Annotated in this window: 21 protein-coding genes; all 21 read left to right on the top strand. The window is 71.7% G+C overall.

Features of this window, described 5'->3' with window-relative positions:
* Positions 1 to 2 precede the first annotated feature (2 nt).
* The 21 genes from ACYQ78_RS09690 (at position 3) to ACYQ78_RS09590 (ending at position 23,557) form a co-directional block, all read left to right on the top strand.
* Positions 3 to 977 carry an ABC transporter ATP-binding protein gene (locus ACYQ78_RS09690; protein ID WP_459800409.1) on the top strand — a complete coding sequence of 325 codons (975 nt, stop codon included), beginning with the start codon at positions 3 to 5 and terminating at the stop codon, positions 975 to 977.
* Complete coding sequence (locus ACYQ78_RS09685) at positions 974 to 1,915, top strand: ABC transporter ATP-binding protein (protein ID WP_459800408.1); 942 nt, start codon at positions 974 to 976, stop codon at positions 1,913 to 1,915. Before ACYQ78_RS09690 ends, ACYQ78_RS09685 begins: the two co-directional genes overlap by 4 nt.
* 3 nt (positions 1,916 to 1,918) lie before the next feature.
* Positions 1,919 to 4,315, top strand: a complete 2,397-nt coding sequence (locus tag ACYQ78_RS09680) for a DUF885 family protein (RefSeq protein ID WP_459800407.1) — start codon at positions 1,919 to 1,921, stop codon at positions 4,313 to 4,315.
* On the top strand, positions 4,312 to 5,322 hold the full coding sequence (locus ACYQ78_RS09675; protein ID WP_459800406.1) for an LLM class flavin-dependent oxidoreductase: 1,011 nt from the start codon (positions 4,312 to 4,314) through the stop codon (positions 5,320 to 5,322). The genes ACYQ78_RS09680 and ACYQ78_RS09675 overlap by 4 nt, the downstream gene beginning before the upstream one ends.
* Positions 5,319 to 6,527, top strand: a complete 1,209-nt coding sequence (locus ACYQ78_RS09670) for an amidohydrolase family protein (RefSeq protein ID WP_459800405.1) — start codon at positions 5,319 to 5,321, stop codon at positions 6,525 to 6,527. The genes ACYQ78_RS09675 and ACYQ78_RS09670 overlap by 4 nt, the downstream gene beginning before the upstream one ends.
* Positions 6,524 to 6,910 (top strand): DUF4440 domain-containing protein, encoded by a 387-nt coding sequence (locus ACYQ78_RS09665; RefSeq protein ID WP_459800404.1) that lies wholly within the window; start codon positions 6,524 to 6,526, stop codon positions 6,908 to 6,910. Before ACYQ78_RS09670 ends, ACYQ78_RS09665 begins: the two co-directional genes overlap by 4 nt.
* A 49-nt stretch (positions 6,911 to 6,959) precedes the next feature.
* A complete protein-coding gene (gene larE / locus ACYQ78_RS09660) occupies positions 6,960 to 7,763 on the top strand; it encodes an ATP-dependent sacrificial sulfur transferase LarE (protein WP_459800403.1) in 804 nt (267 codons plus the stop codon).
* Positions 7,764 to 7,892: 129 nt separating this feature from the next.
* Positions 7,893 to 9,173 carry an ABC transporter substrate-binding protein gene (locus ACYQ78_RS09655; RefSeq protein WP_459800402.1) on the top strand — a complete coding sequence of 427 codons (1,281 nt, stop codon included), beginning with the start codon at positions 7,893 to 7,895 and terminating at the stop codon, positions 9,171 to 9,173.
* A gap of 4 nt (positions 9,174 to 9,177) precedes the next feature.
* Positions 9,178 to 10,146 carry a carbohydrate ABC transporter permease gene (locus ACYQ78_RS09650; protein ID WP_459800401.1) on the top strand — a complete coding sequence of 323 codons (969 nt, stop codon included), beginning with the start codon at positions 9,178 to 9,180 and terminating at the stop codon, positions 10,144 to 10,146.
* Positions 10,146 to 10,967, top strand: a complete 822-nt coding sequence (locus tag ACYQ78_RS09645; protein ID WP_459800400.1) for a carbohydrate ABC transporter permease — start codon at positions 10,146 to 10,148, stop codon at positions 10,965 to 10,967. The genes ACYQ78_RS09650 and ACYQ78_RS09645 overlap by 1 nt, the downstream gene beginning before the upstream one ends.
* Position 10,968: 1 nt before the next feature.
* Entirely contained in the window at positions 10,969 to 12,105 is a 1,137-nt protein-coding gene (locus ACYQ78_RS09640) for a mandelate racemase/muconate lactonizing enzyme family protein (RefSeq protein ID WP_459800399.1), read from the top strand.
* Between the two features lie 63 nt (positions 12,106 to 12,168).
* Positions 12,169 to 15,069 carry a hypothetical protein gene (locus ACYQ78_RS09635; RefSeq protein ID WP_459800398.1) on the top strand — a complete coding sequence of 967 codons (2,901 nt, stop codon included), beginning with the start codon at positions 12,169 to 12,171 and terminating at the stop codon, positions 15,067 to 15,069.
* A gap of 78 nt (positions 15,070 to 15,147) precedes the next feature.
* On the top strand, positions 15,148 to 15,996 hold the full coding sequence (locus tag ACYQ78_RS09630) for a fumarylacetoacetate hydrolase family protein (protein WP_459800397.1): 849 nt from the start codon (positions 15,148 to 15,150) through the stop codon (positions 15,994 to 15,996).
* On the top strand, positions 15,993 to 16,730 hold the full coding sequence (locus ACYQ78_RS09625) for an SDR family NAD(P)-dependent oxidoreductase (RefSeq protein ID WP_459800396.1): 738 nt from the start codon (positions 15,993 to 15,995) through the stop codon (positions 16,728 to 16,730). Before ACYQ78_RS09630 ends, ACYQ78_RS09625 begins: the two co-directional genes overlap by 4 nt.
* Positions 16,730 to 17,986: a nickel-dependent lactate racemase gene (larA, locus tag ACYQ78_RS09620; RefSeq protein WP_459800395.1), complete on the top strand. Its 1,257-nt coding sequence runs from the start codon at positions 16,730 to 16,732 to the stop codon at positions 17,984 to 17,986. The genes ACYQ78_RS09625 and larA overlap by 1 nt, the downstream gene beginning before the upstream one ends.
* Positions 17,987 to 17,988: 2 nt before the next feature.
* Positions 17,989 to 18,642, top strand: coding sequence for a nickel pincer cofactor biosynthesis protein LarB (gene larB / locus ACYQ78_RS09615; RefSeq protein WP_459800394.1), 654 nt, complete (start codon positions 17,989 to 17,991; stop codon positions 18,640 to 18,642).
* On the top strand, positions 18,639 to 19,769 hold the full coding sequence (gene larC / locus ACYQ78_RS09610; RefSeq protein ID WP_459800393.1) for a nickel pincer cofactor biosynthesis protein LarC: 1,131 nt from the start codon (positions 18,639 to 18,641) through the stop codon (positions 19,767 to 19,769). The genes larB and larC overlap by 4 nt, the downstream gene beginning before the upstream one ends.
* Before the next feature lie 14 nt (positions 19,770 to 19,783).
* Positions 19,784 to 20,554, top strand: coding sequence for a FadR/GntR family transcriptional regulator (locus tag ACYQ78_RS09605; RefSeq protein ID WP_459800392.1), 771 nt, complete (start codon positions 19,784 to 19,786; stop codon positions 20,552 to 20,554).
* A complete protein-coding gene (locus ACYQ78_RS09600) occupies positions 20,538 to 21,416 on the top strand; it encodes a helix-turn-helix domain-containing protein (RefSeq protein ID WP_459800391.1) in 879 nt (292 codons plus the stop codon). The genes ACYQ78_RS09605 and ACYQ78_RS09600 overlap by 17 nt, the downstream gene beginning before the upstream one ends.
* A 59-nt stretch (positions 21,417 to 21,475) precedes the next feature.
* Entirely contained in the window at positions 21,476 to 22,138 is a 663-nt protein-coding gene (locus ACYQ78_RS09595; protein WP_459800390.1) for a DUF2306 domain-containing protein, read from the top strand.
* Between the two features lie 90 nt (positions 22,139 to 22,228).
* Entirely contained in the window at positions 22,229 to 23,557 is a 1,329-nt protein-coding gene (locus ACYQ78_RS09590; RefSeq protein ID WP_459800389.1) for a type I glutamate--ammonia ligase, read from the top strand.
* Position 23,558: the final 1 nt, after the last annotated feature.

Below are 23,558 nucleotides of genomic sequence, written 5' to 3'. Positions count from 1 at the left end.
CCATGGGAACGCTACTGGAGGTCGAGGACCTCACCGTGTGGCTCGCCACCAGGAACGGCCCCCGCAAGGCCGTCGACGGACTGTCGTTCCGGGTCGACGCCGGCGAGGTCTTCGGCATCGCGGGGGAGAGCGGCAGCGGCAAGACGATGACCGCGATGGCGCTGCTCGGCCTGCTCCCGCACGCCGCCAGGACCACCGGCCGGGCCGTCTTCGAGGGCCGCGACCTGCTCGCCATGAAGCCCCGCGAACTGCGCGACGTGCGCGGGCGCCGCATCGCGATGGTGTCGCAGGACCCGTCGACGAGCCTGCACCCGATGCTCAGCATCGAGACCCAGGTGACCGAGCACATGCGCCACCACCTGGGGATCGGCAAGTCGGAGGCGCGCGGCCGGGCGGTCGAACTGCTGTCGACGGTACGCATCCCCGACCCCGAACGGGCCCTGCGCGCCCACCCGGCCCAGTTCTCCGGCGGCATGCGCCAGCGCATCGCCATCGCCGTCGCGCTGGCGTGCGAACCCCGGCTGCTGCTGGCCGACGAGCCGACGACCGCGCTCGACGTCACCGTGCAGGCGGGCATCCTGCGTTTGCTGCACCGGCTGCGGCTGGAGCGCGACCTCGCGGTCGTGGTGATCACCCACGACCTGGGCGTGATGTCGGCCGTGGCCGACCGCATCTGCGTCATGTACGCAGGTCGCACCGCCGAGGTCGGCCCGCGCGAGACCGTGCTGACCCGTCCCCGGCACCCCTACACCCGGGGGCTGCTCGACGCGCTGCCCCACCCGGAGGGCGGGGCGGCGACGCTGCGGCCGATCCCCGGCGGGCCGCCGTCGCTGGGCGCGGTGCCCGACGGGTGCCCGTTCCACCCGAGATGCGCGTTCGCCGTCGACTCGTGCCGGTCGGAGCGCCCGGAGCCGGTGCTCGTCGGAGCCGGGCATCTGTCCGCCTGTCCGCCCGACCCGCTGGGAGGTGCCGCGTGAGCGCGTTGCTGGAGGCGACCGGGGTCGCCGTCGAGTATCACCGGACGGGCGCATCGCCGCTCCGGGCGGTCGACCACGCCGACCTGACCCTCGCCCGGGGCGAGATCCTCGGGCTGGTCGGGGAGTCGGGCTGCGGCAAGTCGACGCTGGGCCGCGCGGTCGTCGGGCTCCAGCCCACCGCCGCCGGGGAGATCCGCTTCGACGGCCGTCCGGTCGCGCCGCTGGGGCTGCGGCGCCGCCCGGCCGGTCTGCGCGGGCTGCAGATGGTCTTCCAGGATCCGTACGCCTCCCTCAACCCCCGGCGCCTGGTCGGTGACCAGGTCGGCGACGGGTACCTGCTCGGCGGGACGTCCAAGGCGGAGGCCCGGCGCCGGGCCGGTGAGCTGCTCGAACGCGTCGGCCTCCCGGCCGACTCGGTGAAGCGGTATCCCCACGAGTTCAGCGGCGGGCAGCGGCAGCGCATCGCGATCGCCAGGACGCTGGCCGCCGAGCCGAGCTGCATCATCGCCGACGAGCCGATCAGCGCGCTCGACGCCTCCGCGCAGGCGTCGGTGGCGAACCTGCTGGTGGAGCTGGTGCGCGAGCTCGACATGGGGCTGGTGTTCATCTCGCACGACCTGTCGGTGGTGCGGCAGATCGCCGACCGGACGGCGGTCATGTACCTGGGCCGCGTCGTTGAGGTGGGCCCGACGCGGCAGGTGTGGTCGGAGCCCGCTCATCCGTACACGAAAGCGCTCATCTCGGCGGTGCCCCGCGCCGACGGCGCGGGCGTGCTGCCGGTCGAGCTGCCGGGGGACGTGCCCGACCCCTCGCGGCCGCCCGCCGGTTGCCGGTTCCATCCGCGCTGCCCGGTCGCCCTGCCTTCGTGCGCGCACGACGACCCGCCGCTCAGGATCCTGCGGGACGGCCGGTCGGCCGCCTGCGTCCTGGCGGAGTGATTCATGGAAGGACACGACGTGCTCGACGAGTTGACCCGGCGGTTCTGGGCCTGGCGGCTGGCCACCACCCCGCGTAGCCGCGACGACATCCCCCGGGTGGTCCGGCCCGCCGGGTGGCGCCCGGAGTGGGACGCCGTCACCGTCGAGGAGGACCGGCGTTTCCTGGCCTCGATCGAGAGCGACCTGGCGGAGATCGCGCCCTCGGAGGACCCCGCGATCGAGGTGCCGCGCCGGCTGCTCGGTTCGGCGACCGCGCGGGTGCGCTGGGAGCTGGACGTCCTCCAGAACTGGCGGCGCGACCCCTGGTTCTACCTCGACCAGACCGTCGGCCACATCTACGACGCGCTGCTCGCCCCCGGCCCGTTCGACCCGGCCCGCAGCGCCGACCTGGTCGAACGGCTGCGCTGGATCCCCGGCACCCTCGCCACGGCCAAGGCCAACCTCGACGGCACCGCCACCCGCGAGTTCGCCGAACTCGCCCTGACCGACAGCGCCGACGTGTCGGGCCAGCTCCGGACCTCGATCGGCCTGCTCGCGCCGCATCTCGACCCGGCCGTCCGGGAGGCCGCGATCGAAGCCGCCGACGAGGCGGCGGAGGCACTCGCCGACTGGCGGGCCTGGCTGACCGAGAGGCTGCCCGGCCTCGCCCCGCACCGGCCCGTCGGCGCGGAGGGCTTCGGCTTCTTCCTGCACCGGGTCGCGCTGCTGCCCTGGTCGGCCGACGAGATCCTCGCCCTCGCGGCTCAGGAACGCGACCGCGCCGAGGCGTTCGAGCTGTTCGAGCGGGCCAGATCGGGCCCGCCCGAGTGGCCGCCGCCCCCTTCGAGCGCCGAGGAGCAGTGCGCGGCCGAGCGCGCCGCCGAGCTGGAGGTGCGCGCCTTCTACGAGCAGCGCGGCCTGCTGTCCCAGCCGCCGGAGCTGCGGCACTACCGGAACCTGCCCCGGCCCGGCTACCTGGAGCCGCTGTACTGGCTGGGCGTCAGCGACGACCTCACCGACGAGCACCGGCTCGATCAGGACGGCATCGCCTACGTTCCCGTGCCGGGCCCCGACCTGCCCTACTTCTACCGGGCCAACGCGGCCGACCCCCGGGCCGGGATCATTCACGAGGGCGTCCACTACCAGCAGCTCGCGCTGACCTGGCGGCACCCCGATCCGGCCCACCGGCGGTTCTACGACTCGGTGCCGAACGAGGGCATCGCCTTCTACAACGAGGAGATGATGCTCCAGACCGGCCTGTTCGAGGACGCGCCGCTCACCCGGGCCATCGTCTACAACTTCATGCGGCTGCGCGCGATCAGGGCCGAGGTGGACGTGCGCCTCGCGCTCGGCGAGCTCGACATCGACGGCGCCGCCCGCGCGCTGCAGGAACTCGTGCCGATGGACCTCGGCACCGCCAGGGAGGAGGCCGCCTTCTTCGCCTCCGCGCCCGGCCTGGGTCTGTCGTACCAGGTGGGGAAGGTCCAGGTCACCCGCCTGCTGGCCGACGCCGCCCGCCGCGACCGCGAGGGCTTCGACCTGCGCGCTTTCCACGACGCGTTGTGGTCCGACGGCAACCTCCCGCTGGCCGTGCAGCGCCTGCAACTGCTCGGCGACGCAGGGGAACTGGAGAAGGCAGACGCACTCGCGGAGACTTTCGGGGAGGCCGCGCCCGAATCCGGAAATATCCGCGCCTTCGCCGCCGAGCTTCTGGACGCCATCACCTCCGGCGACGTCGCCCGCCTCGACCGCCTGTACGCCGACGACATCCGCATCTGGCACAACTACGACGGCGTCGAACGCGACAAGGCCGAGAGCCTGGACGCGATCCGCCGCATCGACGCGGAGATCAAGGGCTTCCACGCCACCGACGTGCGCATCGACCCGGTGCCGGGTGGCTATGTTCAGCGCTGCGTCTACCGCGGCGAGGGCATGGCCGCCGACGCGATGATGCGCGTCGAGGTGCGGAACGGCCAGGTCACTCGGATCGAGGAGTACACCGACCCCAGTCAGGGCTCGATCCCTGAACCGGCGGGGGCGAGGTACAAGGACGGCTCCGGCTGGGAGGAACGGGCGGGCTACTCACGCGCGGCCCGTCAGGGCGGCGATATCGCGGTGAGCGGTACCACGGCCCACGCCGACGACGGCGCCGCCCTCCATCCCGGCGACACCTACGCGCAGACCCTCCACTGCCTGCGTCGCGCTGTTCAGGCGGTCGAGGCTTTGGGCGGGGCGCGGACCACCGTCTACCGCACCCGCCTGCTGCTCACCCCGGACGCCGACTGGGAGGAGGCCGCCCGCGCCCACGCCGAGGTGTTCGGCGACGTGGCCCCCGCCAACAGCACCTACGTGGTCGGCGCCCTCATCGGCGAGGGTTTCCTGGTCGAGGTCGAGATCGACGCGAAGGCGGTCGGAACGTGACGTACTCCCTGCGGGTCAACAACGACCTGGACATTCCGACTCTGGTCGACCTGGCGCAGCGGGCCGAACGGCACGGCTTCGACCAGCTCTGGGTCTCCAACGACCTGTTCCTCCGCTCGGCCCCGGTCCTCCTCGGCCTGCTGGCCGCCAAGACCGACCGCATCAAGCTGGGCGTCGGCATCATGAACCCCTACTCCGTCCACGTGTCGGAGATCGCGATGATGGCCGCCACCATGCGCGAGGCCACCGGCGGCCGGTTCCTGCTCGGCGTCGCCGCCGGATCGGCCGAGTTCCTCGGCTGGGCCGGGATCGACCGTCCGCGCCCGCTGTCCAGGACCGCCGAGGCGGTCACCGTCCTGCGCACTCTGCTCGGTGCCGAGGAGCAGCGCGGTGACCTGCCGGAATGGTTCGGCCCGCTCTCGGAGTTGCGGTTGCCGCCGGGCGATCCCATTCCCGTGTACGTGGGTGCGATGAGCCCCAAGATGCTCCAGATGGCCGGGCGGCTCGCCGACGGCGTGCTGCCGCTGCTCTACCCGCCGGAACACTTCACCACCGCGAGGTCCGAGGTGGCCAAGGGCGCCGAGGAGGCAGGGCGTTCCGTGGACGAGCTCGACATCCCGGCCTGCTTCTGGGTGTCGACCGGCGGCGACGACGACCAGGCCCGGCTCGCCATGGCCGCCAAGATCGCCTACTACGGTCCGTCGTTCGCGCCGTACCTGCTGAGCAGGGCCGGTCTCGCGGTCGAGGACTTCGCCCCGATCACCGCCGTCCTGGAGCGCGACGGCCTGGACGCCGCCGCGCGACTGGTCGACGACCGCATGCTGTCGCTCGGCATCACCGGAGGCACCGCCGACGTCGTCGACCGCTGCCGTGGGCTGCGCGCGGCGGGCGCCACCCACCTGTCGTTCGGCCCCCCGCTCGGCCCCGACCTGCGCGAGGCCGTGGAGAAACTCGGCGGCGAGGTCCTCCCGGCCCTCCGCGCCGGCGAAGGGACCGGCCCGGCATGACCTCGACCGTCCTGACCGGCTGCATCGTGGTCGACGCCCGCCTCACCCCCGTACACGACGCGGCGGTGTGGGTGCGCGGCGACCGCATCGCCGCCGTCGGCCCCGCGAGCGAGATCCTGGCCGAGGCCGGAAGTGACCACCGCCGCATCGACCTGGACGGTGCCTTCCTGACGCCCGGCCTGGTCAACATGCACACCCACCTGTCCCTGTCGCTGCCCGGCGAGGGCGGCGACGCGGTCAAGAACCTGAGCCCCCACGACCTGGCCTACTACATGGCCGACGGCGCCCGCCGCACCCTGCACTGCGGCGTCACCACCGTCCGCTGCGTCGCCGAGAAGGACCACGCCGACTTCGCACTTCGGCGCGCCATCACCGCCGGCCGGGTGGACGGCCCGCGCATCTTCACGGCCGGGCGCGCGCTCGTCTCCACCGGCGGCCACGGCCACGAGGGCACCGACACCCTGGAGTGCGACGGCGCCGACGGCTTCCGCCGGGGCGTGCGCAACCAGGTCAAGGCGGGCGCCGACCTCATCAAGGTGATGATCTCCGGCGGCATCGCGGGCGAGCACGAGGACATCCACACCCGCCAGCTCTTCACCGACGAACTGGCCGCCGTCATCGAGACCGCGCACGCCTGGGGCCGCAAGGTCACCGCCCACGCGGGCCCCGCCGGGGTCATCGCCGAGGCCGTCGAACTGGGCCTCGACTGCGTCGAGCACGGCTACCAGCTCACCCCCGACGTGGTCGCCGCGATGGCCGCCAGGGGCACCGCGCTGGTGCCGACCCTGCTGGTGACCCGCTGCAAGGCGTTCTTCGACGAACTCGGCGTGCCCGAGTGGATGCAGCGCCGCTCGCTCGGCGCGGGCCCCCGCCACCTGGAGAGTTACGCCCTGGCCCTGGCCGCCGGGGTCGAGGTGCTGCTCGGCAGCGACATGCCCCCGTTCTGGGACTTCGAGGGCACCAACGCCACCGTCCGCGAACTGGAGCACATGGCCGACGCCGGTCTCGGCCCCGCCCGCGCCCTCCACGCCGCGACCCTCGGCCCCATCCGGTGGCTCGGCGCGGAGGCCGATCTGGGCACCGTCGAGGCGGGCAGATTCGCCGACCTCATCGCCATGGACGCCGATCCGCTGGAGTCGGCGTCGGCGTTCCGGGGCGTCCGCTGGGTGATGAAGGGCGGACGCGTCGTCCGTGACGACGCATGACCGGCTACGACGAGGTCGCCGCCGCCATCGAGGATATGTACGACGCATTCCTCGCGGGAGACCGCGCCCGCTTCGATACGTATCTCCATCCGGACGTGACCACCTGGGAGACCCACCTGCCGGGTCCGCTGCGGACCAGAGCCGAACTCGACGCCTACCGCGCCCGCCGCGACGCCGCCGGAGCCCGCCCCTCGCTCGACTCGCTGACCGCGGAGGAGATGCGCGTGGACGTGTGGGGCGACACCGCCGTGGCCAGGTACGTGCTGGTGGCGGTCGCGCCGGGCGCCGGGCCCGAGCACACCCGGGTCACCGACGTCCTGCGCCGGTCGGCGACAGGCTGGGCCATCGTGCACCACCACGCGGAGCTCGTCCGCGACGCGTGAGGGACTACCTTCGGGGGCGTCCTTTCCACCCCTCGCAGGGAGACCCCCGATGAACCACGCGATGCACCGGCTCACCGAACGGCTGCGGCAGGAGAGCGCCCTCGTCGTCGCCTATTCCGGCGGCGCCGACTCGGCGTTACTGGCCGTCGTCGCGGCCCGGGAGCTGGGGAGACGGGCCGTGGCCGCCACCGCCGTCTCGCCCAGCCTGGCCGCCTCCGAGCTGTCCGCCGCCCGCGCGCTGGCCCGCGAGCACGGCCTCACCCACGTCGAGATCGGCACCCACGAGGCCGAGCGGAGCGCGTACGTCGCGAACGGCACCGACCGCTGCTACCACTGCAAATCGGCCCTCTTCGACGCCTTCGCCCCGCTCGCGGAGGCCCTCGGTGCCCGGATCGCGCTGGGCACCAACCTCGACGACCTCGGCGACCACCGGCCGGGCCAGCGGGCGGCGGCCGAACGCGGCGCCGTGGCCCCGCTCGTCGACGCCGGTCTGACGAAGGCCGACGTCCGCGCGCTCAGCCGCGAACTCGGCCTCACCACGGCCGGCAAACCGGCGGCGCCCTGCCTCGCCTCCCGGGTCACCTACGGCGACCCGGTCACGCCCGAGATCCTGCGAAGGATCGAGCTCGCCGAGCGGGCCCTGCACGATCTCGGCTTCGCCGTCTGCCGGGTCCGCGCCCACTCCCAGGGCACGCTCGCCCGGGTCGAGGTGCCGAAGGCCGACCTCCCCAGGGCCGCCGACCTGCGGGAGTCCATCGACGCCTCGGTACGCGAGGCCGGATTCACCTTCTGCTCCCTCGACCTGTCCGGGTTCGCCTCCGGACGCCTCAACGCCCTGCTCCCCCTTCTCTAGGGCCTCCCTCCCGGACCACGATTGAGAATCAGAATGTGTCGTACTTATTGACGTAAGACGTCATACGAATTACGTTCCCCACACATGGATGGCCGGGGCAGCCGGTCTCCGCGTGGAGGGTGAACAACGATGAAGCAGCCAACCCTGTGGGCGATGGCCGCGGTGCTGTCCGTGGCCGTCGCCGCTTGTGGTAGCGCCAGCCGGCCCGCGTCGACGGCTCCGACCGAGTCGGGAGCGGCGGCCGCCCCGACCAAACTCGTGGTCTGGGACTGGAAGTCCGGTGAGCCATATGCGAAGACGTACATAGAGAAGGCGAAGGCCGACTTCGCCAAGAAGCACCCCAACGTCACCGTCGAGTTCGTGCCTCAGCCGTTCGAGCAGTACTACACCCTGCTCGGCGCGGCGATGCAGACCAAGACCGGCCCTGACGTCATGCTCTTCAACGGCGGCGGCCAGATCCGCGATCGGGCCGACTCACTGCTGCCCCTCGACGAGTACGTCGCAGAAGACAGGTCGCGCCTGGCCGGCTGGGAGGCCTTCGCCAAGGACGGCAAGACCTACGGCGCCCCGGTGACCCTCCAGGGCCACCCGATCTACTACAACAAGGCCCTCTACGAGAAGGCCGGCATCGCCGCCCCCGCCACGACGTGGGACGAGTTCCTCGCCAACTGCGACAAGCTCAAGAAGGCGACCGGCGCCGCCTGCTTCGCCCTCGGCAACAAGGAGGGCATCGGGCCGCAGTTCTGGCTTTCCGGGATGGGCTCGGGCGTCCTGACGCCGGCCGAGTACGACGACTGGATCGCCGGCAAGCGCGACTGGAAGTCCCCCCACGTCAAGAAGATCTTCGAGATGTTCAAGGAGACCGGGGACAAGAAGCTCAACAACGAGGGCGCCAACTCCACGGCGATGTTCACCGACATCTTCTCGGTGTTCAACACCGGCAAGGCCGCCCACATCATCGGCCTGATGTCCGACATCGGCCACTGGAAGGACTTCGGCGAGTTCATCGGCCCCGACAAGGTCGGCATCATGCTCGCCCCGGTCGTCACCGAAGGCGCCACGCCGAGCCTGCCCTACGACGGCGGCATCGGCTACGCGGCGGCCAAGTGGACCAAGGACCCCCAGGCCGCGGCCGACCTGATCCGCTCGCTCACCACCACCGACGCCCTGTCGTCCTTCTCCGCCGAGGCGGGCGCGATCGCTTCCGACACCACCATCTCCGCGCCGCAGGACGCCCCCGTCGTCGGCGAGATCGTGGCACAGCTCAAGGCGGGCAAGCCGGCGCTGCACGTCGCGATGGACTCCAAGACCATCGACCTGATGGGTCGGCTGTCGCAGAAGCTGCTGAGCGGTTCGGCCACCGTCGACGAGGCGGTGGAGGAACTGGCCGCCTCCGACCAGGAGAACTGAGCCGGTGCCGACGAGGAACACCTCACCGGCGGTCCGCCCGGATGACTCCGGGCGGACCGCCGAGGGAGAGACGAAGAAGGAGCGGGCCCGTCACGGCGCGGCCCGCCGCCGGGGGCGTTCCGAACGCTTCGCGCCGTATGTACTGATCGCCCCGGCGGTGCTGATCATCGTGGCGCTGCGGCTCTACCCGCTCGCGCTGGGCGTCAACTTCTCCTTCACCGGAGACGGCGACGCCAACGGCACGGCGGTCGGCCTGGCCAACTACCTGGAGCTGCTGGACGATCCGCTGTTCCAGACCGCGCTGGCCAACGTGGGGCTGCTGGTGCTGCTCCTGCCGGTCGCCGTCGCGATCCCGGGGCTGCTGGCGACGTTCATCTACCTGAAGGTGCCGGGCCACCGGTTCTTCCGCAGCGTCTACTTCTTCCCCGCCGTGCTGTCACCGGTGATCGTCGGAGCGATCTTCAACCTGATGCTCGCCTTCGACGGCCCGCTGAACGAACTCCTCGGCGCGATCGGCCTGGGCCCGGTCGACTGGCTGGGAGACCCGACGGTGGCGAAGCTCGCCGTCGTCGGGGTGCAGATCTGGGCGACGTTCGGCATGGCACTGGTGGTGTTCCTCGCCGGCTTCGCCACCCTCGACGCCTCGCTGCTCGACGCGGCCCGCGTCGACGGCGCCTCGCTGCGCCAGAGCATCTGGCACGTCATCATCCCGAGCCTGAGCCAGACGATCCAGTTCGTCTTCGTCACGACGATGATCGGCATGCTGACCTCGATGTTCGGCCTGCTCTTCGTGATGACCAGCGGCGGGCCCGAGGGCTCGACCTATCTGCCCGAGTACTACATCTGGATTCAGCAGGGGCAGATGAACCGGCCCGCGCTCGCCTCGGCGGCCTCCACGGTCCTGTTCCTCATCATGCTCGTGGTGGGCCTGCTGCAGATCAGCGTGCTGCGCCGCGCGGGACGGGAGGACTGATGCGGCGCATCGCCAAGTGGGTGGTCGCCGTTCCGATGGCGATCCTGGCCCTGGCCACGATCTATCCCCTGATCTTCACGGCCAACGTGGCCATGAAGACGCGGCGCGAGTACGTCCTCGACCGCTTCTCGCTGACCGACACGCTCCAGTGGGAGAACATCGCCGCGGCGTGGAACAGCGTCGGCATGGCCCGCTACTTCGCCAACTCGCTCCTCGTGGTCGCGGCGTCGGTGTTCCTGCTGCTGTGGCTGGGCTCGATGGCGGGCTTCGCGCTGAGCAGGCTGCCGTTCCGCGGGTCGAAGGCCCTGTTCATCGGCTGCCTGGCCGCGCTGTTCATCCCGTTCCAGGTGATCATGGTGCCGATCTCGCGGGTCATGGCCGACACCGGCCTCATCGACACCTATCCGGGGCTGATCCTCGCGTACGTGGCGCAGTTCCTGCCGTTCACGGTCTTCCTGATGACCAGCTACTACCGGTCGGTCCCCCGGGAGATCGTGGACGCGGCGCGGATCGACGGCAACACCGTCTACGGCGTCTACCGGCGGATCATGGTGCCCATCGGACGGCCCGCGCTGCTGTCGGTCGGCATCCTGAACGCGCTGTTCTGCTGGAACGACGTGCTGATCGCGCTGCTCATGATGCCGTCGGCCGACCACCGCACGCTCATGGTCGGGGTCACCTCGCTGCGCGGGCAGTACACCGACAACATCCCCACCTTCGCCTCGGGGGTACTCATCGCCGCCATACCCGTCCTGCTGGTCTATCTCTTCCTCCAGCGCCAGATCGCCGACGGTGTCACCGCCGGTTCCACGAAGGGCTGACATGCGCATCTCGGGGTATCGCGCACTGACCACCGTCCACGACTGGGGCCGGCCTGTCGGCGACGCCAACGGCCAGTTCACCGACGGCGTGGTTCCGGTCTCCCTCGTCGTCGTCGAGACCGACGAGGGGATCACCGGCGTCGGGATGGGACCACACGTCGAGATCGAATCGATCTTCGCCGCTCTGGAAGGGGAGGACCCGCGCGCCGTGACGGCGCTCTACGACCGCATGCTGCGGCGCGCGTTCAAAGCCGGTCACGCGGGCGTGGTCTTCGGCACCATCGGGGCCCTCGACACCGCCCTGTGGGACATCAAGGCCAAAGCCGCGGGCCAGCCCCTGTGGCGCGTGCTCGGCGGACGCGACAGAAAAGTCCCCGCCTACGCCTCCGGCCTGGACATCGGCCTGGACGACGCCGCGCTGGTCGCCGCCTACCAGGAATACGCGGAACGCGGTCTGCGCGCGGCCAAGCTCAAGGGCGGGCTGGACGTCGACCGTGACCGGCACCGTCTCACCCTCGTGCGTGAGGTGCTCACCGAGGCCGGGCACGGCGCCCGGCCCGGCCTGATGCTCGACGCCAACGAGGCCTGGTCACGCAAACAGGCGGTCCGTCACGTGGCCGATCTCGAACGCACCCTGGATCTGACCTGGATCGAGGAGCCCGTCCGCCGCTGGGACGCCGACGGACTGGCCGCGGTCGGCCGGGGTGTCCGCGCGGCCGTCGCCACGGGGGAGAACCTCACCGGCCTGGAGCAGTTCCGGCCGCTCATCGCGGCCGGGGCGGTGGACATCGTGCAGACGGCGGCGGTGTGGGGTGTCACGCACTTCCTGCGGGTGGCGATGCTGGCCCACGCCTTCGATCTGCCGGTCAGCCCGATCGGCACCACTCCGTTCGGGCTGCTGCACGCCGCGACGGCGGTCCCCAACCACCTGGCCAGCGAACTGCAGGACCTCCGGCCACCCCTCGGCCTGACGTTCGACGCGACCGTCGAGGACGGCGCCTTCATCCTGGGTGACGCGCCGGGAGCCGGTATCACGATCGACGAGGAGTCGATCAACGCGTTCACGGGCCGGGCGGGCAGGGGCACCACCGCCATCCGCCCGGCCAGGGCCGGCCTGCGCCTGCTGGCCGAACTCTAAGGACCTGCACGACCAGCGTTTCGTGCTGGAAGAAAGGAACCACCCGCCGTGTCTCCCCTACCCATGCCCCGTGTCTCCTTACTCGTCTCCGCCTTCCTGCTCGCCGGGCTGCTCACCGCCCCCGCCCACGCCGCCCCCGTCAGCCAGACGATCGTGGTCGCGGCCACCGGAACCGCCGGTGCCGACGACGACGGTTCGGGCCGCAGGGACGAACCACTCGCCACCCTGGCCGAGGCGCAGCGACGCGTCCGCGCCGCCATCGCCAAGGGCGACGTCAACGTGACGGTCGAACTCGGCGACGGCGTCCACCGGCTGACCTCGCCCTTGCGCCTGGACGCCGCCGACTCTCCCGCCGACGGCACCACGGTCACCTGGACCGCGGCCCGAGACGCCAAGCCTGTGATCAGCGGTGCCACCCCGATCACCGGCTGGGAACTCGACGACGCCGCGAGCGGCGTCTACAAGGCCGCGGTGGGGACCGGCTTCGACACCCGCCAGCTCTACGTCGACGGAAAACTCGCCCAGCGGGCCCAGCTCCGGCTGAACCGCAGCGACATCACGCTGAACGCCAACGGTTTCACCCTCAACAACGCCTCCCTGGCCTACCTCGCCGGGCTGCCGGACAAGAAGCGCATCGAGCTCCGGGCGATGCTGTCGTTCACCAACCGGTTCACCCCGGTGGAGAGCATCACCGGGACCACGGTCGTGATGCAGCAGCCGGCGTGGAACAACAACACCTACGGCTACGACACCATCCAGCAGCCGCTGCGCCCCGCGACGTTCTTCCTGCAGAACTCCAAGAGCTTCCTCAACGAAGCCGGTGAGTGGTACCTCGACACCACCGCGGGCGTGCTCTACTACAAGCCGCTCGCGGGCCAGGACATGGCGCAGGCCAAGGTCGAGCTGCCGAAGCTGGAGTCGCTGCTCCAGGTCGGCGGCACCTACGACGAGCCCGCCCAGAACCTGCGCTTCGAGAACCTGACCTTTACCGGCACCTCCTGGCTGCACCCCAGCACCAACGACGGGTACGCCAACCAGCAGACCGGCGTGTTCATCAGCGGCGTCCAGCCCAACCGCCCCGCCGACGCCTTCACCTCCTGCGCGTTCGGCTGCCGGGGCTTCGAGGGCTCGCGCAACGGATGGGCCCAGATGGCCTCGGCCGTCCAGATCTCGGCGGCCGAGGACGTCACCATCGACGGGAGCACCTTCGTCAACCTCGGCTCCATCGCGCTCGGCATCGGCAACGACGCCAACGCCCACGCCAGCGGCGTCGGGCTCGGCGCCCACCGGGTGACGGTCACGGGGAGCACCTTCACCGCCAGCGCCGGCGGCGGGATCATGGTCGGCGGTGTCCGCCCCGACGCGCACCACCCCTCCGACCCGCGCATGGTCAACAGCGACATCACGCTCCGCGGCAACCGCGTCCACGCGACCGCGCTCGACTACCTCGACAACGCCGGCATCTTCGCCAGCTACATCACCCGCCTCACCCTCGAGCACAACTACGTGGCCGACCTGCCCTACACCGGCATCGGGCTCGGCTACGGCTGGGGCGCCAACGACCCGGGCGGCAACCCGGAGTACGTCCCCCGGGGCCTGTACGACTTCCAGCCCGTCTTCGACACCCCGACGACCCTGAGTGACGTGCGCGTCGTCGGCAACCACGTGCGCAACGTCGTGCAGACCCTCTTCGACGCGAGCTGCATCTACACGCTCTCGGCCATGCCGCGCAGCGTCATCGACGAGAACTACTGCGAGAACAGCGGCCAGCTCGGGCTCTACTTCGACGAGGGCTCCCGCTACATCAGCGCCAGCAGGAACGTGCTGGTCAGGACCGCGGGCCAGTGGGCGCACGCCAACAACCAGAACGGCAACCGCACCGGCGACCTGACGCTGATCGACAACGTCGCCACCAACTCCGGCATCACCGGCCTCGTCAACGGCCAGCGGGGCAACGTCGTGCGGGGGAACCAGATCGTCACCGAGGCCACGCTTCCGCTGGAGGCGAGCCGGGTGGTCTACAACGCCGGTCCCGGTGGCACGACCGACCCCCAGCGGCCCGCCGTGGGCGCCGTCCTCACCGCCGATCCGCTGGTCGTGCAGGGTGGAGGGTCGACGACCGTCACGGTCACCGTGCGGAACTTCAGCGAGCGCCGGGCCTCGGAGCTGGCGGTCGACCTGACCGTCCCCGACGGCTGGCAGGCCGAACGGGTCGGCAAGCCGGTGCGGTACGGCATCGACTCCGGCGTCTCCAGCAGTGAGACGTGGAAGGTCACCGCCCCCGCCTCGGTGCCCGCCCCGGTCGCTCGCGCCGAGATCAAGGCGGCGCTGACCGGACGGGCCGACCAGGCCGACCTCAAGGTCGACCGGTCGCTGACGATCACGGCGCTGAACCCGCTCACGTCGATGAAGAGCCACGCCTCGGTGCCCAGCCAGTTCGCCGAGTTCGGTTCCCAGTTCGTCGTCATGACCGCGGGAACCGACATCTGGCAGGACGCCGGCGGCTCGTTCGACGAGTTCGGCGCCATCTACCGCGACGACGCGGCCGGCGCCACGTCCACCGTCACCGCGCAGGTCACCCGCATGGACAACACCAACGCCTGGGCTAAGGCGGGGGTCGTCCTGCGCAACGACGCCACCGGCACCGGGACCTCGCCGGGGTACGCGGTCATGGTCGCCACCCCGGGCAACGGCGTCGCCTTCCAGTGGGACGCCAACGGCAACGGCTACCTCGACTCGTTCAGCGGCGCCTCCGGGGTCACCGCCCCGGTCTGGGTCCGGCTCGTCCGGGCCGGTAACACGGTCGCCGGTTACTACTCCAAGAACGGCACCACGTGGACCAAGGTCGGTCCGACCGCGACCCTGCCCGGCATCGCCGAGCGCCAGGACACGGGGCTCATCGCCACCTCCCACGCGGCGGGCGTGACGGGCCAGTTCAACTTCAGTGATTTCACCGTGAGTTGACAGACCTCCCCGGTGCCGGCGTCTGGGAGGGCGCCGGCCCCGGGGACCCACGGATCCTCGAACGAAAGAAGGCGGGACGTGAAGTTGTGCCGGGTGGGTCGGCCGGGCGAAGAGAAGCCCTGTGTCATCGACTCTGCGGGGCGGGTGCTGGACTTGTCGTCGCTGACGGCGGACATCGACGGTGCCTTCCTCTCCGGAGGAGGCGTCGAGCGGGTGCGGGCCGCCCTCGCCGCGGGCGCGCTGCCGGAGGTGGGCGCGTACGAGAGAGTCGGCGCACCGGTGGCCAGGCCGGGGAAGGTCGTGTGCATCGGCCTCAACTACTCCGACCACGCGGAGGAGACCGGAGCGGCGATCCCCGCAGAACCGGTGGTCTTCCTCAAGGCGCCCGGCACCGTCGTCGGCCCCGACGACGAGGTCCTGGTGCCGCGCGGCAGCGTGAAGACCGACTACGAGGTGGAGCTCGCGGTGGTGATCGGGGCCACGGCCCGCTACCTGAGTTCGCCGCAGGAGGCGGCGGGGGTGATCGCGGGGTACGCGGTCGCCAACGACGTCTCCGAGCGGGAGTTCCAGCTGGAGCGCGGCGGCCAGTGGGACAAGGGCAAGTCGTGCGAGACGTTCAACCCGCTCGGACCCTGGCTCGTCACGCCCGACGAGGTCGGCGATCCCCAGGACCTCGGCCTGCGCCTGTGGGTCAACGGTGAGCCGCGCCAGAACGGCGGCACCAAGAACCAGATCTTCGGCGTCCACCACGTCATCTGGTACCTGAGCCGGTTCATGGTCCTGGAACCCGGCGACGTGGTGAACACCGGCACCCCGGCCGGGGTCGCCCTCGGCCGCGGACCGCAGGCGTACCTGCGCGCGGGCGACGTCGTCGAGGTCGAGATCGACGGCCTCGGCCGTCAGCGCCAGAGGATGGGACAGGCATGAGCGGCGAATTCGGCGGCCTGGTCGCCGTCGTCACCGGCGGCGCCTCCGGCATCGGCCGCGCGGTGACCGAGGAACTGACCTCCCGGGGCGCCCAGGTCGCGGTCCTGGACGTCACCGGCACCGACTTCCTCTGCGACGTGACGGACGACGCCGCCGTGCGCCGGGCCGTCGAGGCGGTCGCCGGGCGGTACGGCCGCATCGACGTGGTGGTCAACAACGCCGGCATCGGCGCCCAGGGCACGGTGGCCGACAACGACGACGCCGAGTGGCTGCGCGTGCTCGACCTCAACGTGCTCGGGATCGTCCGCGTCAGCCGGGCGGCCCTGCCCCACCTGTGGAAATCCCCGCACGCGGCCATCGTGAACGTCTGCTCGATCGCCGCCACGGCCGGGCTGCCCCAGCGGGCGCTCTACTCGGCGTCCAAGGGAGCGGTGCTGGCGCTGACCAGGGCGATGGCGGCCGACCACGTGCGCGAGGGCGTCCGCGTCAACTGCGTCACCCCCGGCACCGTCGACACCCCCTGGGTCGGCCGCCTGCTGGACGCCGCCCCCGACCCCGAGGCCGAAAGGGCCGCCCTGTGCGCCCGCCAGCCGCACGGCCGCCTGGTCAGCGCGCCGGAGGTGGCGCAGGCCGTCGCCTACCTCGCCGGTCCCGCCTCCGGATCGACGATCGGCATCGAACTGCCCGTCGACGGGGGAATGGCCGCACTCCGCCTCCGGCCGAGGACGCCGTGATGCGCGTCGACCTCGCCTACGGCGCCGATGGCCTCGCCGTGGACTTCCCGGACGACCGCACCACCGTGGTCACCCCCGTGACCCGGCCCCCGGCGGCGGATGAGATGGCCGAGCTGCGGCGCGCCCTGCGAGAACCCGTGGCCGGACCGCCCCTGCGGGAGCGCGTGCGCCGGGGGCGGACGGTGGCGATCTCCGCGTGCGACGGCACCCGGCCGCAGCCCCGGCACCTGATGATCCCCGCGATCCTGGACGAGCTCGACGGCCTGGTCGACCTCGACGACGTCGTCATCCTGGTCGCCACCGGCACCCACCGGGGCAACACCGAACCCGAACTGCGCGCCATGTTCGGCGACGACATCGTGGACACCGTCCGGATCGTCAACCACGACGCCCGCGACGAGAGTTCGCTGCGCTGGATGGGCCGCTTCGGCAAGGACGTGCCCGTCTGGCTCAACCGCGCATGGGCCGACGCCGACGTGCGCATCACCACCGGCTTCGTCGAGCCGCACTTCTTCGCCGGGTTCTCCGGAGGCCCGAAACTCGTCGCGCCGGGCCTCGCCGCGCTGGAGACCGTGCTCACCCTCCACGACGCCGCCCGCATCGGCGACCCCCGCGCCGCCTGGGGCATCACCCAGGGCAACCCGGTCCACGACGACGTCCGGGCCATCGCCGAGGGGACCGGCGTCACCTTCTCCCTGGACGTCGTCCTCAACCGGGAGCAGAAGATCGTCCAGGCGTTCGGCGGGGACCTCCTGCCGATGCACGCCGCCGCCATCGCCGCCGCCCGCTCCGCCGCGATGCGGCCGGTGCCCGCGCCCTTCGACGTGGTGGTGACCACCAACGCCGGGTTCCCGCTCGACCAGAACCTCTACCAGGCGGTGAAGGGGATGAGCGCCGCCGCCCAGATCGTCCGGCCCGGAGGGGTGATCATCTGCGCGGCCGAGTGCCGTGACGGGTTCCCCGACCACGGCCCCTACCGGGAGACGCTCACCTCCGCCGCCTCACCCGACGCCCTGTTCGAGGAGATCTCCGGCCGCGCGCGGACGGTCCCCGACCAGTGGCAGGTGCAGATCCAGGCGCGCATCCAGCGCCACGCGCGCGTCATCGTCCACACCTCCCATCTGAGCGACGCCGATCTGGCCGCCGCTCATCTGGAGCAGACCCACGACATCGCGGCCACTGTCCGGGACCTTCCCGGCCGGGTGTGCGTGCTGCCGGAGGGTCCGATGACGATTCCGTACCTGGCGGGGGAGTAGCCGTGGACCTCGGTTACGCCCGGGTGGACCTCGACAGACAGGCCCGTCAGGGCGTGCCGGAGATCGTCTACGGGCCCGGCAAGAAGATGCGCGAGATCGCGGGGATCGTGCGCGTCCTGCTCGACCGCAACGACGGCCCGGTCCTGGTGACGCGGACCGGGCCCGGGACCGCGGCCGGGGTGCTCGCGCTCGTCCCCGGCGGCGCCCACGACGCCGGCGCCCGGCTGATGGTGTGGCGCGGGGCCCGGCCGATCGGGCACACGGTGGCCGTGGTGACGGCCGGGACCGCCGACGGCCCGGTGGCCGCCGAGGCCGCCGCCGTCGCGACCGCCCTCGGCCTGACGACGACCGTGATCAGGGACGTCGGGGTGGCGGGCGTCCACCGGGTGCTCGCCGAGACCGACACCCTCCGGGCGGCCGACAGCGTGATCGTCGTCGCCGGGATGGAGGGTGCGCTGGCCAGCGTCGTCGGCGGTCTGGTCGAGACGCCGGTGATCGCGGTCCCCACGTCCACCGGCTACGGCGCGGCCCTGGAGGGCGTCACGGCGCTGCTCGCCATGATGACCTCCTGCGCGGCCGGGATCACCGTGGTCAACATCGACTCGGGGTTCGGCGCCGCGCTCGCCGCCTACCGTCTCACCCGGAGGCACCGTTGATCCTCTACCTCAACCCGTTCACCGGCCTGGCCGGGGACATGCTGCTCGGCGCGCTGCTGTCCGCCGGGGCCTCGGAGGACGCCGTCCGGCGGGCCGTCACCCTGACCGGCCTGACCGGATGGCGGCTCGAGACCGAGGACGTGCGCACCGGCGCGCTCATGGCGGTGCGCGTCCGGATCGACGTCGACGACGACGCGACGGAGCGCCCGGCCGCGACCCTGATCGAGATGGCCGCCCGCACCGATCTCACCGTCGCCGTGGAGGCGTTGAGGGCCATCGCGAAGGTGGAGGGCGCGCTGCACGGGGTGCCCGCCGCCGACGTCCACCTGCACGAACTCGGCGGACACGACACGCTGATCGACATCGTCGGCTGCGCCGCCGCGCTGGCCGACCTGGGCGTGACGCAGGTGTACTGCGCGCCGCTTCCGCTCGGCGGCGGCAGCGTCGAGACCCGCCACGGAGTGCTGCCGGTGCCCGCCCCCGCCACGCTCGCCCTGCTCCAGGGCGCGCAGGTGCGCGGCGGCGGCGAGCAGGAGTCGGTCACCCCCACCGGCGCCGCGCTGCTGCGCGCCGCCGGAACCGTCTACGGCGCGGCGCCGCCCATGGAGGTGCGCTCCGTCGGTTACGGCGCCGGAACCCGGCGGCTCGCCGACCGGCCCAACGTCGTGGTGGCCGTGCTGGGCCGTCCCGTGGCCGCGCCGGAGCACCAGATCGTCCTGTCGACCAACCTCGACGACGTCACCGGAGAGCTGCTCGGGCACGTCATCCAGCGGGCGCTGCAGGCCGGTGCCGCCGACGCCTGGGTCACCCCCGCGATCATGAAGAAGGGCCGTCCGGCCCACGTCCTGCACGTGCTCGTCGCCACGGAGATCGCCGACCGCCTGGAGAACCTCCTGTTCGCCGAGACCGGGACCCTCGGGCTGCGCCGCAGCCAGGTGGAGAAGGTCACCCTCCCCAGAAGCGTCCGCACGATCGAGCTGTACGGCCGGACCGTGCGCATGAAACAGGGCCCCTGGGGCGTCAAACCGGAGTATGAGGACCTGGCGAGCCTGGCGGCCTCGACCGGAAAGCCCCTGCTGATGCTGACCCGCGAGGCCCTCGATGCCGCCAAATCGTATGACGTGTGACGTATTATTGACGTATGTCCGCATCTCACGAGGCGTCTCCCACGTGGACGAAACGTCCGGCCAACCTGGCCAGGGCGCTCACCGGCGAGCTCGTCGGGCGCATCGTCCGCGGCGTCCACCCGCCGGGCACCGCGCTCCCGCCCGAACCGGCGCTGTGCGAGGCGTTCTCCGTCAGCCGGACCGTGGTCCGTGAAGCGGTGAAGATCCTCCAGGAGAAGGGCCTGGTGCAGATCCGCCAGGGCAGCGGCACGATCGTCACCCCGCCCACCGAGTGGAACATGCTCGACGAACTCGTCCTCGCCGCGACGATCGAGCACGACGACGGCATCGTGGTGCTCGACGACCTCGTCGTCACCCGGCGCCTGCTGGAGTCGGACATGGCCCACGTCGCCGCCCGGATCACCACCGCCGAGACCGTCGCCAGGCTCCGCGCGCTGGTCGACCGCATGGACGGACTCGTCGACGACCCCGCCACCTACGTCGTCCACGACCGCGCCTTCCACGACACGATCATGCAGTCGTCCGGCAACCGCATCGCCCGCGCGGTCGTGCGCTCCCTGGAGAACCAGGTGGTCACCACCGCCCGCTACAAGGGCCGCACCGACCGATCGCTGTGCGTCGCCTCCAACCTCGGCCACCGGCGCATCTGTGAGCGCATCGCCGCCGGTGACCCCGACGGCGCCGCCGAGGCGATGTTCACCCACATCACCGATGCCTGGCTCGTCCGGCGCAACGGCTCCGGCGAGACGGCCGCACTAGGCTCGTGGTGTGTTCGATTCGCCTGACTTCGATACCTCGTCGTACGCCGATTTCGACACACCGGCGTATGTGCGGCACACGTACAACAGCTGGGACACCGCGGGCTGGCGGTCGCTGCTGGTGCAGAGTTTCGACCACGCGACCGAGGCCGAGGACCTTCCGCTGCCCGCGGTCTCCGACCTGCACCTCGTGCTGTGCGTGGGGGGCAACGCCGACGTCCGGCTGTACGCCGGCGGGAGGCCCGTCGAGCGGCGATGGGTGCCGGGCCACCTGGAGCTCATGGTCCCCGGGCGGGCCACCCGCTTCACCTACCGGGCGACGTCGAGGTTGAAGACCGTCCAGGTGCACATCCCCTCGTCCGCCGTCAGTGAGGCGGCCCGTGCGCTGGGCGGCCGTGACCCCGACTTCGAGGGTCTGTCCGCCGCCCTCCAGGCGGGGGATCCGGTCGTCGAGCAGGTGCTCCGCGCACTCCCCGGCGCCGGAAGCGCCGGTGACCTGTACGCGGAGTCGGCCGGGGCGTTCCTCTCGACCCACGTCCTGACACTAGGCAGGTACGCCCGCCTGCCCGGCCCCGAGCACGCCGCCGTCCGGGTGGCCGCCGCCGTCATGCGCGACCGCCTGGCCGAACCCCTGACCCTGGCCGCGATCGCCGCCGAGGTCCATCTGAGCGTCTACCACTTCGTCCGGGTCTTCCGGCAGGCCACCGGCGAGACACCCCACCGCCACCTCACCCGATTACGCATTGAGCGCGCCCGGCACCTCCTGACCACCACGTCCCTCAGCATCGAGCAGATCGCCCCCAGGTGCGGATTCGCCACCCCGGGCGCGCTGTCGACGGCCTTCCTGCGCCACACCGGTCTCCGCCCCTCGGCCTACCGCAACAACTGATCGATCGACCGCAATCGGGCGCATGTCCGCCGAGACCGGCCGCTTCTACGTTGAGGTGCATGTCAACCGAGACCGTGAAGGACCCGACGAGAGCACGCGCCACCCGCAACCGGAAGTGGTGGGCGCTGTGGGGGCTGATGGCGCTGTCCGCGGCCGGTTTCGCCGTCGGGTCGGTGCCGCCCTACCTGACCGGAGACGCGGCCGACGCCCCGCTGCCGCTCAACCCGGACGTGGCGCTGCACTACCTGTCCCTGATGGTGCACGCCGTCCCGGGTGGCCTCGCCCTGGCACTGGGTCCGCTCCAGTTCGTCAAGCGCCTGCGCACCAGCCGGCCCAAGCTGCACCGCGTCATCGGCCGGATCTACATGATCTCGATCGTGGTCGCGTCGATCGCGGCCGTGGTCAACGCGGTGGTGACGATCAGCGGCTTCGCGGTGCAGGTCGCGTTCTTCATCCTGGTGGCGGCCTGGCTGTACACCGTGGCCATGGCCTACCGGTGCATCCGCCGGGGCGAGGTGCAGGCGCACCGGATGTGGATGATCCGGAACTACGCGCTGACGTTCGCGGCGGTCACCCTGCGGATCTACCTGCTCGCGGGTCTGCAGCTGGCCCCGTCGCTGGGGTTCGAGGCGATCTACACCTCGGCCGTGTGGGCGTCCATCCTGGGCAACGTGCTGGTGGCCGAGTACTTCATCGTGACGCCCTTGACCCGTCGCCGATGAACGCGGAGAACTTGGCCGTGACATGCGATGACAATGCGTTCCCCTGCCGTCTCGCGCGGTAATCTCGGTCGTTCCGGGGGGAGACGATTCATGGCAGAGAACGCGACGAGGGAAGACGACGTCGTCGGCCTCATCATCGCCTGGGCCGACAACAACGGCATTCCGCGCTCGCGGACCATTCCGATCGAGCAGGCCGCCGACGCGGCCAGGATCGGTGTCGGCGTCTCCACATTGTTCGCCGTGTTCGACTCCCACGACGGCATCACCTTCGCGCACGAAGGGCTGAGCACCCCGTCCGGCGACATCCGGCTCGTCCCGGTGCTCGACCGGCAGGTCCGGCTGGCCGGGCAGCCCGGGTTCGCGTGGGCGCCCGGCCGCCAGATCGCCGCCGACGGCTCGCCCTGGCCCTACGACCAGCGGGGAGTGCTCGAACGCCAGGTCGCGCTGGCCGCCGAAGCGGGGCTGGAGTTCCGGGCCGGCTACGAACTGGAATTCCGTCTGAGCCGTGAAGACGGCCCGCTCGCCGTCCAGGGGCCCGCATACGGGCCGCGGATCCTTCTCGAAGTGGACGAATTCGCCGCCCAGCTCCTCCGCGATCTGCGTGACCACGGCATTCCCGTCGGGCAGTTCCACGCCGAGGTCGGGCCCGCGCAGTTCGAGCTCGCGATCGCGCCGGCCGACCCGATGACCGCCGCCGACCGGCAGCTGCTGGCCCGGCAGACCATCCACGCCGCCGCCCGCGCCCACGGGTTGCGGGCGGCCTTCGCGCCCCTGGTCGACGCCGCCGAGATCGGCAACGGCTGGCATCTGCACACCTCGGTCTCCCGCGACGGCGTCAACCTGCTCTCCGGCGGCGACGGCCTCCACGGCCTGACCGCCGACGGAGCCGCCTACCTGGCCGGGCTCCTGCGCGACCTGCCCGCCATCGCCGCGATCACCGCCCCCAGCGTGCCGTCGCTGCACCGGCTGCGGCCCGGCTACTTCTCCAGCGCCTACACCTTCTGGGGTGTCGAGAACAGGGAGGCGGCCCTGCGGTTCGTGCCGTCCACCGAGCTGCTCGGGGCGCCCCACGCCAACGTCGAACTGAAGCCGTCCGACGCCTCCGCCAACCCCTACCTCGCCCTGGCCGTCGTCATCGCCTCGGGCCTGGCGGGGATCGCGGAGGGTCTCACCCCGCCGCCGCCCGTCCAGGAGAACCCGGGCGGCTGGACCGAGGAGCGTCGCGAAGAGCTGGGCATCCATCGTCTGCCGGCCACCCCCGACGAGCAGCGGGCGGCCCTGCTTGGCTCCGCGCGGATCCGCGAGGTCCTGGGAGACGAACTCCTGGGCGCCTTCGCGGCCGTCCGGGCCTCCGACCAGGCGTGGGCCGAGGGGAAGTCCGTCGAGGACATCGTCGCCGCGCACCTGTGGCGATACTGAG

The sequence above is a fragment of the Herbidospora sp. RD11066 genome, assembly GCF_054661255.1.
The sequence above is the reverse complement of the archived record's forward strand: the minus strand, read 5'-3'. Positions and strand labels throughout refer to the sequence as shown.

Coding starts and splice junctions, on each gene's coding strand:
- ACYQ78_RS09690 (WP_459800409.1), top strand. CDS start 3: ATGGGAACGCTACTGGAGGTCGAGGACCTCACCGTGTGGCTCGCCACC.
- ACYQ78_RS09680 (WP_459800407.1), top strand. CDS start 1,919: ATGGAAGGACACGACGTGCTCGACGAGTTGACCCGGCGGTTCTGGGCC.
- ACYQ78_RS09670 (WP_459800405.1), top strand. CDS start 5,319: ATGACCTCGACCGTCCTGACCGGCTGCATCGTGGTCGACGCCCGCCTC.
- ACYQ78_RS09665 (WP_459800404.1), top strand. CDS start 6,524: ATGACCGGCTACGACGAGGTCGCCGCCGCCATCGAGGATATGTACGAC.
- larE (WP_459800403.1), top strand. CDS start 6,960: ATGAACCACGCGATGCACCGGCTCACCGAACGGCTGCGGCAGGAGAGC.
- ACYQ78_RS09655 (WP_459800402.1), top strand. CDS start 7,893: ATGAAGCAGCCAACCCTGTGGGCGATGGCCGCGGTGCTGTCCGTGGCC.
- ACYQ78_RS09645 (WP_459800400.1), top strand. CDS start 10,146: ATGCGGCGCATCGCCAAGTGGGTGGTCGCCGTTCCGATGGCGATCCTG.
- ACYQ78_RS09640 (WP_459800399.1), top strand. CDS start 10,969: ATGCGCATCTCGGGGTATCGCGCACTGACCACCGTCCACGACTGGGGC.
- ACYQ78_RS09635 (WP_459800398.1), top strand. CDS start 12,169: ATGCCCCGTGTCTCCTTACTCGTCTCCGCCTTCCTGCTCGCCGGGCTG.
- ACYQ78_RS09625 (WP_459800396.1), top strand. CDS start 15,993: ATGAGCGGCGAATTCGGCGGCCTGGTCGCCGTCGTCACCGGCGGCGCC.
- larA (WP_459800395.1), top strand. CDS start 16,730: ATGCGCGTCGACCTCGCCTACGGCGCCGATGGCCTCGCCGTGGACTTC.
- ACYQ78_RS09605 (WP_459800392.1), top strand. CDS start 19,784: ATGTCCGCATCTCACGAGGCGTCTCCCACGTGGACGAAACGTCCGGCC.
- ACYQ78_RS09595 (WP_459800390.1), top strand. CDS start 21,476: ATGTCAACCGAGACCGTGAAGGACCCGACGAGAGCACGCGCCACCCGC.
- ACYQ78_RS09590 (WP_459800389.1), top strand. CDS start 22,229: ATGGCAGAGAACGCGACGAGGGAAGACGACGTCGTCGGCCTCATCATC.